Genomic DNA, 13116 nt, shown 5'->3' on the forward strand with positions numbered 1-13116 from the left:
TAGCACCTAGCCTTACGCTGACTTCTCAACGCACATTGATTGGACGTATACCAGACCTAATACCGTCGACGCGCACAAATAGCCCAAAGTCGTGCGGCGCTGGCCTGGAGTGGTGAAACGTCCGCCCCCGATCGACCCTACCACTCCGCTCCAAGACTGGAAGAAGCTCGGACCGGTCGATTACGGCCGTTAATCTTCGCAACTTTGCTGCTACAGCTTATTCGCCAGATGTAGGACAACACTATTTGTCACATGTCGGAGAAGAGGTAGAAGAGATAGAAGAGAAATGCGAGAAAATAGGGGCAAATGAGCCGGTTCTAAACGGTACTCGGTCAAGTCGACAAAATGCAACGCCCACCTCACCTCTCAAGTGATTCCCTGACCACAACGCACCGACCGGACGCGTGTATCCAATCGCCGCGACGGGCCTGCGCCGCGAGGCTGCGCACACCGTGGCCGAGGCACTACGCGTTGTTCCACGTCTTGTGACCACGCCGGATCGCGCACCCGCGCAGCAGAGTGTTGCATCTCGTAGGCGAGGATCCCATCCTGAGGTTGATAGCCGGTTACCAAGCTGGTAAACCTGCGGGCGCTCAAAGAATTCCACGCGCATGTTCCAGTGGAATGTCGGCTCCTTGCGGTGTGGGCTGAGGTATACCGCGGCACGGCCGTATTAGGCCCCAGTAGCAAGCCAGACACGTCGACGCACCGAGGAGTGTCTAAGGGCGCTTCGCGGATAGGGTGACACCATGCCCGACGCCTCGAGAATGGCCCCTCGAACACGAGAATCGCGTGAGTGTGAGAGCGGGCGCAGGGGCTGAGACGGTGCCAGAATTCCAACCGTTGTATCTGCTGGCGGACAGTCAGTTGCTGTTCTGGAAGCAGCACGACCGACTGCTGCTCGAGTCAGCCCTCGATGGATTGGCTCCCGACGCACCGCTTACCGCGGCGTACATCGGTGCGTCCAATGGGGATCTTCCGGAGTTTTACGACATCTTCGAGGCAGCGATGGATGCGATTGCAATCACCAACCGTCGCATGATCGATTCGTCGTTTGGCCCAGACGACCGCGCCTTCTTAAACAGCGCTCGGCTGATTGTGCTCGCGGGTGGCGATGTGCGTCTTGGCTGGAACACCTTTCAGGCGACCGGCATGAAGGAGGTGATCGAGGGCAGATACGCCCAAGGCGCCGTCCTCGTGGGGGTTTCAGCCGGTGCGGTCCAGCTCGGGCGGTATGGAATCGTCGAGAGACCCGAACCCCCTGCGAACGAGCTGCTCGAGATGTTCAAGTTCGTGCCCGCGGTTATCGATACCCACGACGAGCGGGGCGAGTGGACGCGGCTGTCGCGCACGATTCGTTCGCTTGAGGGGGCGGCCATCGGGCTCGGAATCCCCTCCGGTGGCGGAGTCATCGTGCACGCCGATAGCACCATCGAGCCTCTGCGGCGTCCGGCGCACGAATTCCGGTTCGAAGACACTCGCATCATCCACTCACTGTTGTGCGCCGAAGACCAGCCGAAATAACTGTCAGGCATCACTCGAAGCCATACAGAGCTGACGTGGGGCGGGCGGGACTCGAACCCGCGACCAACGGATTAGCTGTGGCTATTCGGTCATGTGCGGTGATAAACGTCAGCGTCTGGCACCTGACGAAGGAGACCTTTGTCGGCGGGAAGGCCCCAGCAGCCGGATAGGGCGGCTCAGTCTCTTTCGCGTCCCGGTAACACCGGCTGAACCACCCGCTGTTGGGTTCATCCGCGGGATCATCTGTTCCGTCGTCGAACCACTTGATCCGACTGCACGCCAACGGCGTCCGCTGACTCACTGCGCGACATGGGCACGCAGTGGAAAGTCTCCGAGTCGACGGAGAACTTGTACTAGGGTCGGGGACCGCGCCACAGGCGAGCGCAAGTGGACCGCCATGGGCGCGGACTTGGTCTTCGGTTCGAATTCGATTCTGCTCGCTGGCCGGAACCTACGCGTCCGACGACGCAAGGGAGAAGTTCCTGTGCGACTTCGTCAAGACGTGGGTCAAGGTGAGAACGATCAGTTCGACCTGGCGTGATCACGTTCGAATGGAATCCCGCAAGCTGACTCGGCCCGCGGGGTGGCGTTTGTAGTTAGATTTGGCGCAAACCCTATCCAAGAGCGAAAGAGCATGCCGGAAGACGCCGATCACGCACCGTTCCTGCTGCTGTCGATTCGGGAAGGCGAACCGGCCGACGATGAGTATTCGGCGATGATGCGTTTCGCCGGACTCGACCACAGTGGGCTGCACACTATCCGATTGACGCAACAGCCGTTGGGCTCGGTCAATCTCGATGACTGGTCCGGGATCATCCTGGGTGGCGGGCCATACAACGTCAGCGACCCTCCGGATTCGAAGTCGGCGACGCAACGACGCGTCGAATCAGAGTTATTGCGCCTTATCAGTCGCATCGTTGAGCGCGACTTTCCTTTCCTCGGATGCTGTTACGGCGTAGGGACGCTCGGTGCGATTGTCGGCGCTATCGTTGACCGCACGTATCCCGAGCCGGTCGCCGCGGTTACCGTCACGCTCACTCTCGCCGGTCGCGAGGATCCGCTGTTCGCGGAACTACCAGATGTCTTCGATGCGTACGGCGGGCACAAGGAGGCGGCAACTTCACTGCCCTCAGATGTCGTTCACCTCGCATCGTCGGTTAGCTGCCCGGTCCAGGCCTTCCGTGTAGGTAACAACGTGTACGCCACGCAGTTCCACCCGGAACTCGATCTCGACGGCATCATTACCCGAATCGATGCTTACAAGCACCATGGCTACTTTGCCCCCGAGGCTGCCGAGTCGCTGAAACGGGCTGCGCGACAACGGCAAATCAAGTACCCCCCAACAATCTTGCAGCGGTTCACCGAGCGGTACGCGCGCCGAGCGTGACCATTTGTGCTACATGTCGGGATGGTGACGCGGCCGCCAGGCCTGATCCCATTTTGTTCAGAGCGCCGTTTCTCCCGCGTCCGGTCGTGCTAGTTCTTGAAACCAATGTTCGTCTGCACTCGATCGACGATGCCGGGCGGCACGGTGTGTTCTTCCGGTCGCTGGTAACCGGACGTCTCGCGGTGGTACCGCTCACCCGGTTGCGCTGGTGTCCCGTACACGTGGGCGAGCATGCGCATCGACCGCTGCGGTCACCAGCTCACGTATCGCAGTGTGCGGCGCTGGCCGGCGCGGGCCACCATCCGCGTCGGCGAGGTGGTGGAACCGACGCCCTCGAGCTTGTGGCTCGCCGCGCGTTGGGGCGCCCATACCCAACAAGCTGACCGGACGTGGTGCGCACCCAGCGAGCATCAGCCGCGGCCGTTGCGCGCGGGCCGAGATCGTCGAACTGCACGATGACCTGCTTGACGCCAGCGGCGTGCCGCCTACCGGGGAATGGTTACACGTTTTGTACTCGCCCGGGTTAGCCAGGCCACACACCGCATCATTGTTGCTCACGCGGCGGCTGATCCACTCCGAGCGGGCGCGCACAGCGCTGGCCGGCCTCAGCCACGCTCAACTGCCTGATCCAGGAGTGTCAACGACCGGCCGAAGTAAACTTTCAACATTGGACACAACACTGTCTGGCATCACCGAAGCCGAAACGTCAAGAATCAGCCGTGGTCATACACCGTTTGGTGGGGCGGGCGGGACTCGAACCCGCGACCAACGGATTATGAGTCCGCGGCTCTAACCGACTGAGCTACCGCCCCTAGCGCAACTATCGCTCGTATGGAATTTTCGCAAACGCATCTTCGGCCTCGTAGCGGGTGTCCTGTAGCCGTCATCGCGATGACAAAAAGTTCACTGGCGGCGTCGTCGAGGCCATAAGCTGAAACCAGCCAATTTCGGGATGGGTTCCCTGGGGGAGGCCTGCACTGAGGCGGTTTGTCCGTCGCTTCGCCGCTGTTGTCGCGCTGGCCTCAGCGCCGGCGGTAGTTATCACGGTCGCGACACCGGCAGCCAGCTCGGCGCAATGCGACCGCAATATGTGGCGCAACGTGTGGACAGGCGAGTGCAAAGCGCCACCGCCGGTGCCGGCGTGGTACCAACCCCGCCGGCATATGCGCCGCCGTTCGCGCCGGCGGACGTGCCTCCGCCGCCGCCGCAGCCGCAGGGGGCACCTTCGGTCGGATGGGATCCCGGTCATCAGGAGTGGGGCATGTGGGAGGGCCCGGTCTGGATACCGCAATGACCGCCTGACATGTCGGCGCCCAGTGCGGCAGCGACGATGTCAGCAGCAGTTATCCGCCATGCGAATACACTGTCGCACAAGGCCATTGGCGCCCGCACAGAATAGCAGCGATACGCCCCCGTATACACTGCAGAGCCGCATCGCCGCTACGGCCCCAGTCGGTCTTGCTGCGGCACGTTTGTTGATACCGCTGCGTACGCACGAGCCAGTTCCTCGACAACCTCTTCGCTCAGAGTGTGGGCGTGCTCGTGCTTGTCCAGCAGGGCGATGATGGCGCCGAACAGCGCCTCGGCGGCCTCGTGCTGTGCTTGCTTTGCTGACATAGTCCTTCTGTCGTGCGTCCTAAGGTCATACGATTGCGACCCGCGCGGGCTAATGGTCGCACGCGCCAGCAGAGCGCGCATGGCGTGAACTCAACTCCGCCTGGTGATTGCGTCGAGTCAGCGATCGCTGGACTCTGTCTTGGCGGCCGGGAGTATCAGCGCAGCGGACGGGCAAACATGTTGCTGGCGTTGCGCATAACCCAGTGACTACGGCCGGGTCCGTACGTCGCGCGACCGAATAATGGCATCTGTATACCGCGGCGCTACCGCGGCGCCACCTTGTGGCGATCGGTCGGCGGCGGAGAATTCTCGACGAATTTAAGGGACTACTGCGCCTGGCTCACCGACGACATGTGAAAGTCCGGTATCCGCAACGACGGCATCGCCGCCCGGGTGGCCCAATCGCCCCATTCCCGCGGCAGCGTCACCTCGCTGACGCCCGCCTCAGTGGCCCGGCGCAAGAGATCCAGTGGGCTCTCGTTGAAGCGAAAGTTGTTGACCGCAGCGGTCACCTCGCCATCTTCGACAAGGTAGACGCCGTCACGGGTCAGCCCTGTCAACAGCAGCGTGGTCGGGTCGACTTCACGGATGTACCACAGCGTCGTGAGCAACAGCCCACGCTCGGTGGCCGCGATCATGTCGGCCAAATCCGCTGAGCCACCCGTCATTAGCAGGTTGTCAGCCGCCACCGCGACCGGGGTGTCGAACTCGGCGGCAATTGCCCGCGGGTAAGCGAGCGCATTGATCGCCCCGTCGCGGATCCAGTCGACCCGCTCAATGTCCATCCCGTTGTCGAACACCGACACCGTTTCCGACGACGCGCTGGCGGCGACGAACGGGGAACACTCCAGGGAGCGAGCGAAAGGATCGGAGTAGAGGGTCAACGGCAGATCGGTGAGCCGCTCCCCCACCCGGGTTCCGCCGCCGGCCGCCGAGAAGGCCGTCCGGCCTTCTTGGGCGCCGCGCCCGCTCATCGACCACTGCAGGTAGATCATTATGTCGGCCACCGTCGCCGGCGGCATGATCGTCTCGTAGCGACCCGCCGGCAATTCGACGGTGCGCCCGGCCCAGCCCAGCCGTGTCGAGAGCTGGTCAAGCAGCAAATCCGTTGGCACCCCAGCGAAATCGGGTGTCCCCACGCCGGCCCACGCGCTGGCTCCGCCGCGTTTGGCGTTGATCTCCACCGAACCGGTGGGCTGGGTATAGCGGCGACGCAGACCCGTCGAAGAGGCCAAGAACGTCGTCTCCACCACATGATGCGCAAACCCGAACAGCTGGTCGGCGCCCCGAAATCCTCGGCTCAACGGGCCCGCAACGCCGGCGAACACCTCCGCCCCGGTGCCCGACACCGGAGCATCCCAGTCGTCGGGCACGCCGCCACCGGTCAGCAGTGGTGCAGCATCGCGGGCCTTGGGTGCCGAGCGGGCCGCCTCCACCGACGCCGCCACCAGCGCAGGCATCAGCGCCGGGTCCACCTCGGCCGACCGCAGGGAGCCGACGCGTGCACTATCGCCTTCTCGCAGAATGGAAATCACTGTGGTGCTGCGGCTGGTCGAGACCCCGTTGGTGGTCATGGAGTTGTTCGCCCAGCGCAGCGAGGCCTCGGCGCGGTCGGTAATCAACACGATGGTTTCGTCGGCGCCGGCGGCATCCAGTGCCAGATCGACGACCTGGGACGCGGGAATCATCGGCCGGCCTCGCTTCGGGTGTTGAGGACATTGACGCCACGGAACAACGCCGACGGGCAGCCGTGGCTGACCGGGGCCACCTGGCCGGGTTGGGCCTTGCCGCAGTTGAAGGCGCCGCCCAACCGCCACGTCGACGCCCCGCCGACGGCTTCCATGGAGTTCCAGAAGTCGGTGGTGGTGGATTGATAGGCGACGTCGCGCAGCTGGCCGTCGAGCCGGCCGCCGCGGATACGGAAGAACCGCTGCCCAGTGAACTGAAAGTTGTAGCGCTGCATGTCGATTGACCAGGACTTGTCGCCGACGATGTAGATGCCCTCATCGACCTGGCCGATCAGCTCTGCTGTGCTCACGTCCTCTGGCGCCGGTTGCAGCGACACGTTGGCCATCCGCTGGATCGGAACGTGGTGCGGCGAGTCCGCGTACGAGCAGCCGTTGGACCGCGGCTGCCCGAGCCGCGGCGCGAACACCCGGTCGACCTGATAGCCGACGAATACCCCGTCGCGCACCAAGTCCCAACTCTGTGCGGCCACGCCTTCGTCGTCGTAACCGACGCTCGCCAAGCCGTACTGGACCGTGCGGTCCGCGGTCACGTTCATCACCGGTGAACCGTAGCGCAGGCTGCCCAGCTTGTCGGGGGTGGCGAACGAGGTACCCGCGTAAGCGGATTCGTAGCCGATGGCGCGGTCGTATTCCGTGGCGTGGCCGATCGATTCGTGAATGGTCAGCCACAGGTTGGTCGGATCGATCACCAGATCGGCCGGCCCCGGTGTCACGCTGGGCGCCTTGATCTTTTCGGCCAGCAGCGACGGTATCTGCGCCAGCTCGTCGCTCCAGTTCCACAGCTCGTCGCCGGCTACCACCTCCCAGCCGCGGGCCGTCGGTGGCGCCAGCGTCCGCATCGAATCGAACACTCCCGTCGCGGTGTCGACGGTCACCGCCTCGAGGACGGGCATCAAACGTACCCGCTGCTGGGTAATCGATGACCCGAAGGTGTCGGCGTAGAACGTCTGCTCCTTGACCGCGCTCAGCGCGGCCGCCACATGGTCGACTCCGTCGGCGGCCAGCAGCCTGCCCGAGTAGTCCTGCAAGACGGCGATCTTGTCGGCGGTAGGCACCGTGAACGGGTCGATCTGGTAGCTCGACACCCAGGTGGCGTCGGCGTACACCGGCTCCGGCGCCAGCTCCACGCGCTCGTCGTTCAGCGACGCCAGCGTGGTGGCCACCTGTACTGCGCGGCGCGCTGTGTCGGCCGCGACGCCGGGCGCCAGCTCTGCGTGCGACGCAAACCCCCAGGTGCCACCGACAATGACTCGGACCGCCAAGCCGATGTCGCGGTCGATGACGGCCGTCTCCAGCTCGCCGTCGCGCAGCCGGATCATCTCTGTGCTTATGCGGTGGAGCCGCAGGTCGGCGTGGGTGGCGCCCTCCGCGGTGGCCGCCGAGAGCGCCGCGTCGGCCAGCTCGTGGCGGGGCAGGTGCAGAAAGTCGGCATCGATCCCGCGGTTCTGTGTCACGGCTCCACCGTAACGACCGGCTTTAATACCCCTATGAAGCGCGCCAGCGACGATGCAGAGCCAAGCGATGAGGAGGAGCGGCGCAGATGAACGCTGCGCCGCGACGATCCACCGCTCTGGGCTATGCGCTGCTCGCCCCGAGCCTGTTCGGCGTAGTCGCGTTTTTGCTGCTGCCGATCCTGCTCGTAGTGTGGCTGAGCCTGCACCGCTGGGATCTGCTGGGCCCGATCAACTATGTCGGGCTGGACAATTGGCGCTCCGTGCTGACCGACCCGACGTTCGGAAACTCGCTGATGGTGACGCTGGTGTTCGTGGCGATCGTGGTGCCGGCGCAGACGGTGCTCGGGCTGATGGCCGCGGCGTTGCTGGCCCGTGGCCTGCCCGGCACCGGGGTGTTCCGCACGCTCTATGTCCTGCCGTGGATTTGCGCGCCGCTGGCCGTTGCGGTGTTGTGGCGCTGGATTCTGGCACCCACCGACGGCGCGGTCAGCACCGTGTTGGGACATCGCATCGAGTGGCTCACCGATCGCGGTCTGGCGCTGCCGGTGGTGTCGGCTGTGGTGGTGTGGAGCAACGTGGGTTATGTGGCGTTGTTCTTCGTGGCCGGCATTCTGGCCATTCCCGCAGAGATCTACGCCGCCGCGCGCACTGACGGCGCGACCGCTTTGCAGCGGTTCTGGCATATAACGCTGCCGATGCTGCGGCCCACCATGTTTTTTGTGCTGGTCACTGGAATCGTCAGTGCGGCACAGGTTTTCGACACTGTATACGCGCTGACCGGCGGCGGGCCGCAAGGTCGCACCGACCTGGTAGCCCATCGCATCTATGCGGAGGCGTTCGGGTCGGCGGCGATCGGTCGGGCCGCGGTCATGGGGGTGGTGCTGTTCGTCATTCTGGTGGGCGTGACCGTCGTCCAGCACCTGTACTTCCGACGACGGATCAGTTATGACCTCACCTAGAAGAATGGCCTCGGCTTTGGCGATCTACGCCGGCCTGGCGGTCGGTGCGGTCATCACGTTGGCCCCATTCGTACTTGGCTTGCTGACGTCGTTCACCTCCCCACATCAGTTCGCGACCGGCAGGCCGCTGGCCTGGCCGCGGCCTCCCACGCTGAGCAACTACGCCGATCTGGGCGGCGCCGGGTTTGGCCGTGCGTTGGCGGTCACCGCGTTGATGACGGCGCTGATTCTGCTTGGGCAGATGAGCTTTTCGGTGCTGGCAGCCTATGCTTTTGCGCGGCTGCGATTTCCCGGCCGTGATGCGGTGTTCTGGATTTATATCGCGACGTTGATGGTGCCGGCCACGGTGACCGTGGTGCCGCTCTATTTGATGATGGCCCAAGTCGGGCTGCGCAACACGTTCTGGGCGTTGGTGTTGCCGTTCGTGTTCGGCTCGCCATATGCGATTTTTCTGCTGCGGGAGTACTTTCGGGCGATTCCCGATGATCTGGTCAACGCTGCGCGTCTTGACGGAGCCAACACGCTCGACGTGATCGTGCATGTGGTTATGCCGGCGAGCCGGCCCGTGCTGGTCACGCTGGCACTGATCACCGTCGTGTCGCAATGGAATAACTTCATGTGGCCGCTGGTGATCACGAGCGGAGGTAAGTGGCGGGTGCTCACGGTGGCGACGGCCGCACTGCAGTCGCGGTATAACGCCCAGTGGACGCTGGTCATGGCCGCGACGACGGTGGCGATCGTGCCGCTGATCGTGCTGTTCGTCGTGTTTCAGCGGCGCATTGTGCGCTCGATCGTTGTCACAGGGCTGAAATGACCTGGCGGCCACGGTTTTCCACCCTCGGGGCTGCCGCCGTGCTCCTGCTGGCCACGTTACTGGCTGCAACAGCGGCGCTGTTGGGCCGGTCGTACGAACCTCGTGGCGGCAAGACGGTGGTGACGGTGCGACTGTGGGACGAGCAGGTCGCTGCGGCGTATCGGCAGTCGTTCGCGGCATTTACCCGTGCCCATCCCGGTATCGAAGTGCGCACGAATGTGGTGGCCTACTCGACATACTTCGAGACGCTGCGCACCGATGTCGCCGGCGGCAGTGCCGACGACATCTTCTGGCTTTCCAACGCATATTTGGCCGGCTACGTCGACAGTGGCCGCTTGATGAAGATCGCTCCCGACGGAGCTGACTGGGAGCCATCGGTGGTTGACCAGTTCACGCGGAACGGGGTGCTGTGGGCCGTCCCGCAGTTGACCGACGCCGGTATCGCCGTGTACTACAACGCCGATCTGCTGGCCGTCGCCGGTGTTGAACCGGCAGTGTTGGGGTCACTGCGGTGGAGCCCGGGCAGCGACGACACGCTGCGTCCGCTGCTTGCCCGGCTCACAGTCGACGCCGACGGGCGCGCCGCGGGCACATCAGGCTTCGACGCTCGCCGAGTGCGGCAATGGGGCTATAACGCGGCCAACGACCCCCAGGGCATCTACTTGAATTACATAGCATCGGCCGGTGGCGTATTTCAGGACGGCGATCGGTTCGCGTTTGACAACCGCGCCGCGGTCGCCGCGTTCAGCTATCTGGTCGGGCTGATCAACGTCGACCATGTCTCTCCGCCCGCGTCGGACACCAACGACAACGGCGACTTCTGCCGCAACCAGTTTCTCGCCGGCAAGATGGCGCTGTTTCAGTCTGGCACCTACAACCTGGCGGCGGTCGCTGAGCACGCCCGCTTCCGCTGGGGTCTAGCCATGCTGCCCAGTGGCCCCAAAGGCCGGGTCAGCGTCACGAACGGCATAGCTGCGGCGGGCAATTCGGCGTCGAAACACCCCGATGCGGTGCGTCAGGTGCTGGGCTGGCTGGGCAGCAGTCAGGGCAACGAATACCTGGGCCGGCGCGGTACCGCCATCCCGGCGGTGCGCTCGGCGCAGCGGGTGTACTTCGAGTACTGGACCGCCAAGGGCGTCGACGTCACACCGTTCTTCGCGGTGCTGAAGGGACCCCGCATTGCGGCGCCGGGCGGTGCCGGCTTCCCGGCCGGCTATCAGGCACTCAAACCGTATTTCGACGAAATGTTCTTGGGCCGCAGCGACGTCGCAGGAACCCTGCAACGGGCGCAAGCGGCGGCCAACGCCGCGGCCCGGCGGTAGCAGCCGTTACCCGTCCGAAGCCCTACGCGCCCAACAGCAGCTCGAATGCCAGCGCAGCGCCACACACCGCGGACGCGATCGAAAGCGCCACCCAGTCCGCCCGTTTCGGACGCGACGGCACTGCTGAAATCTGCCCGATGCCACCGCGGGCGGTGATCGCATCACCCATCTCGTCGGCGCGTCGCAGCGTCACGGCGATCGCCGTGGCGGTCAGGTCGATCAGCTCCAACGCGCGGCGCTTGCGCCGTGCCCTGCGGCTCCGCGGAATCTGCTGAGGCCGCAGTCGACGTGCGGCGTAGAGCACGCGGAACTCGTCGATCAGCATCGGGAACGCCCGCAGCGCGAGCGCCAATGCGACCGCCCACTCGTCGACCGGGATCCGCAATAGCCGCAGCGGGGTCCCCAACGTCGCGACCGCTGGGGCGATTTCGCCGATGTTGGTGGTCCACGACACCATCGCGCCCACCCCGAGCAACACGATCGACAAAGCGGTGATCCGAAGGAAATTCAGCAGGCCGCCGAGCCCGACCGAAACGGTGCCCACATGGACCATCGGGCTGCCGCCAGCGAGTGCCGCGGTAATACCGCCGAAGGCAATCAGGATCCACAGCCACAGCGGCACCGACGGCAGCACCCCGCGCGGGATGTTGGCAACCCGGGCGGCGGCCAACACCATCGCAGCCACCAAACCGATCGACACCCAGCCCGGATAGAACGTCAGCAGCACCGAAATACCGAAAACGACAATGAGTTTGGTGCCCGCCCACAGTTCATGAATGGGCGAGGTGCCCGGCACCGGCCGCAACAGTACAACCGGCCGGCCGGGCCGGCGAGTGGGGCGACGAGCTGACGCGGTTGCGGTCACGACATACCTCCTGCGGCAGTCGACGCCGGTTCCAGTACACCGTCACGTAGATGCAAAGTGCGCGGGCACAACTCCTCGAGCCCGGTGAAGTCATGGGAGATGACCACCAAAGTCAAATCCCGCTCGCGGCGCAGATCCTCCAACAGACGCAGCAGACCACGCTGGGTGGCGGCATCCAGACCGGCCAACGGCTCGTCGAGGATCAACGCACGCGGTGACCTGGCCAACAGCCCCGCCAGCACCAGTCGGCGCATCTGACCGCCACTGAGCTGGTCGATGCGCCGTTTCGCCAGCGAGGCGTCCAGTCCAACAGCGCCCAGCGCTGCGATCACCCGGTCGTGGTCATGAGGCGAAAACCCTGCTGCTGAACCCACTTCCAGGTCGACATGGCTGCGCATCAGCTGCAGGCGGGCCGCCTGAAACGACAAGGCCACCGCGCCCACCTGCTCATGGGTGGGACGCCCGTCGAGCAGACACGTCCCGGTCGTGGGCACCGTCAGCCCGGCCATGATCCATGCCAGCGTGGACTTACCTGAGCCGTTGCCGCCGTGGATCAACACCCCGTCGCCCTGGTGCACCACAAAGCTCACGTCGCGCAGCGCGGTTTTGGTCCAGGGTGTGCCGCTGCTGTATTCGTGGCCGACTCTGGCCAATTCGAGCACGGGTACGCCAGATTCATCACCGGCGGGTGCGGCTGCCACAGGCGCCGCCATCGTCTCCACCATCTCGGTGTTGTCCCGGGTATTGCTGAGGTTGATCACCCGGCCGGCCGACTCGGCCTCGTTGCCGTAGTGCGTGATGTGCACCAGCGCCGTGCGGTGCCGTCGGGTCAGCCCCGAGAGAATGCCGAGCAGAGTGTCACGGCCTTTTTGGTCGACCATGCTGGTGACCTCGTCGGCGATCAGCAACGCCGGCTCACGTGCCAGTGCGGCCGCCAAGGCCAGCCGCTGAAGTTCCCCACCGGAAAGGCTTCCGGTGTCCCGCTCGGCGAGCCCGTCGAGGCCCACTTCGCCGAGCAGCCGGTCGACGTCGGTCGTCGTGCCCGGCGGTAGCCCCCAGACCACGTCGTCGGCGACGCGTGTGCCCAGCACCTGGCTTTCCGGGTGCTGCATGACGACAGCAGTCCCGCCCATCCGACCGAGACCCACCGCGCCCGGGCGTTGCACCGTACCCGAGGTCGGCTCGCGGCCGGCCAAGATCAGCATCAATGTGGTTTTTCCAGAGCCATTGGCGCCGGTGATCGCGATGTGCTCGCCGACCCGAACCTCCAGGCTCACCGGCGGCAAGGCGTCCTGGTTCGTGCCCGGGTAGCGGAACCGGACACCGTCCAGCCGCACCGGCACCGGCGCGACGGGGCCACTGTCGGGCAAGGCGTCGAGCTTGTGCACGTCGGGGATGCCGCGCATCCGCTCCAACACCCGGGACA

At 64.8% G+C, this 13116-nt stretch carries 10 protein-coding genes, 1 tRNA gene and 2 pseudogenes; 7 read left to right on the forward strand and 6 right to left on the reverse strand.

Going from position 1 to position 13116, the window contains the following annotated elements:
- Positions 1 to 798: 798 nt before the first annotated feature.
- From VFA16_RS23260 to VFA16_RS23275, 4 genes and pseudogenes are all read left to right on the forward strand, one after another.
- On the forward strand, positions 799 to 1524 hold the full coding sequence (locus VFA16_RS23260) for a Type 1 glutamine amidotransferase-like domain-containing protein (protein ID WP_414687792.1): 726 nt from the start codon (positions 799 to 801) through the stop codon (positions 1522 to 1524).
- Between the two features lie 297 nt (positions 1525 to 1821).
- Positions 1822 to 2065, forward strand: a pseudogene (locus VFA16_RS23265) (catalase-peroxidase); the annotation flags it as partial.
- Positions 2066 to 2158: 93 nt separating this feature from the next.
- Positions 2159 to 2911, forward strand: coding sequence for a glutamine amidotransferase (locus tag VFA16_RS23270; protein WP_324970106.1), 753 nt, complete (start codon positions 2159 to 2161; stop codon positions 2909 to 2911).
- A 71-nt stretch (positions 2912 to 2982) separates the two neighbouring features.
- Positions 2983 to 3437: pseudogene (locus tag VFA16_RS23275) on the forward strand (DUF2071 domain-containing protein); the annotation flags it as partial.
- Between the two features lie 209 nt (positions 3438 to 3646).
- On the opposite strand, the gene VFA16_RS23280 reads toward VFA16_RS23275, so the two are convergent.
- The 4 genes from VFA16_RS23280 to VFA16_RS23295 all read right to left on the reverse strand — a co-directional run bounded on the left by VFA16_RS23280 (position 3647) and on the right by VFA16_RS23295 (position 7730).
- Positions 3647 to 3723, reverse strand: a tRNA-Ile gene (locus VFA16_RS23280).
- Between the two features lie 628 nt (positions 3724 to 4351).
- Entirely contained in the window at positions 4352 to 4528 is a 177-nt protein-coding gene (locus tag VFA16_RS23285; RefSeq protein WP_324970107.1) for a hypothetical protein, read from the reverse strand.
- A gap of 326 nt (positions 4529 to 4854) precedes the next feature.
- Complete coding sequence (locus tag VFA16_RS23290; RefSeq protein ID WP_324970108.1) at positions 4855 to 6216, reverse strand: TldD/PmbA family protein; 1362 nt, start codon at positions 6214 to 6216, stop codon at positions 4855 to 4857.
- Positions 6213 to 7730, reverse strand: coding sequence for a TldD/PmbA family protein (locus tag VFA16_RS23295; protein WP_324970109.1), 1518 nt, complete (start codon positions 7728 to 7730; stop codon positions 6213 to 6215). Before VFA16_RS23295 ends, VFA16_RS23290 begins: the two co-directional genes overlap by 4 nt.
- Before the next feature lie 86 nt (positions 7731 to 7816).
- Between VFA16_RS23295 and VFA16_RS23300 the strand changes: the two genes are divergently transcribed.
- From VFA16_RS23300 to VFA16_RS23310, 3 genes are read left to right on the forward strand one after another with little or no spacing between them, the layout of a single operon-like run.
- Positions 7817 to 8689: a sugar ABC transporter permease gene (locus tag VFA16_RS23300; RefSeq protein WP_324970110.1), complete on the forward strand. Its 873-nt coding sequence runs from the start codon at positions 7817 to 7819 to the stop codon at positions 8687 to 8689.
- Positions 8676 to 9503 (forward strand): carbohydrate ABC transporter permease, encoded by an 828-nt coding sequence (locus VFA16_RS23305; protein WP_324970111.1) that lies wholly within the window; start codon positions 8676 to 8678, stop codon positions 9501 to 9503. Before VFA16_RS23300 ends, VFA16_RS23305 begins: the two co-directional genes overlap by 14 nt.
- The gene (locus tag VFA16_RS23310) at positions 9500 to 10825 is read left to right on the forward strand and encodes a sugar ABC transporter substrate-binding protein (RefSeq protein ID WP_324970112.1); all 1326 of its coding nucleotides are present in this window, start codon (positions 9500 to 9502) and stop codon (positions 10823 to 10825) included. The genes VFA16_RS23305 and VFA16_RS23310 overlap by 4 nt, the downstream gene beginning before the upstream one ends.
- 22 nt (positions 10826 to 10847) lie before the next feature.
- Here VFA16_RS23310 and VFA16_RS23315 read toward each other — a convergent pair whose 3' ends face one another.
- Positions 10848 to 11690 carry an energy-coupling factor transporter transmembrane protein EcfT gene (locus tag VFA16_RS23315; RefSeq protein WP_324970113.1) on the reverse strand — a complete coding sequence of 281 codons (843 nt, stop codon included), beginning with the start codon at positions 11688 to 11690 and terminating at the stop codon, positions 10848 to 10850.
- Positions 11687 to 13108 (reverse strand): ATP-binding cassette domain-containing protein, encoded by a 1422-nt coding sequence (locus tag VFA16_RS23320; protein ID WP_414687793.1) that lies wholly within the window; start codon positions 13106 to 13108, stop codon positions 11687 to 11689. The genes VFA16_RS23315 and VFA16_RS23320 overlap by 4 nt, the downstream gene beginning before the upstream one ends.
- Positions 13109 to 13116: the final 8 nt, after the last annotated feature.

This window comes from Mycobacterium sp. (assembly GCF_035653355.1).
GTDB lineage: Bacteria > Actinomycetota > Actinomycetes > Mycobacteriales > Mycobacteriaceae > Mycobacterium.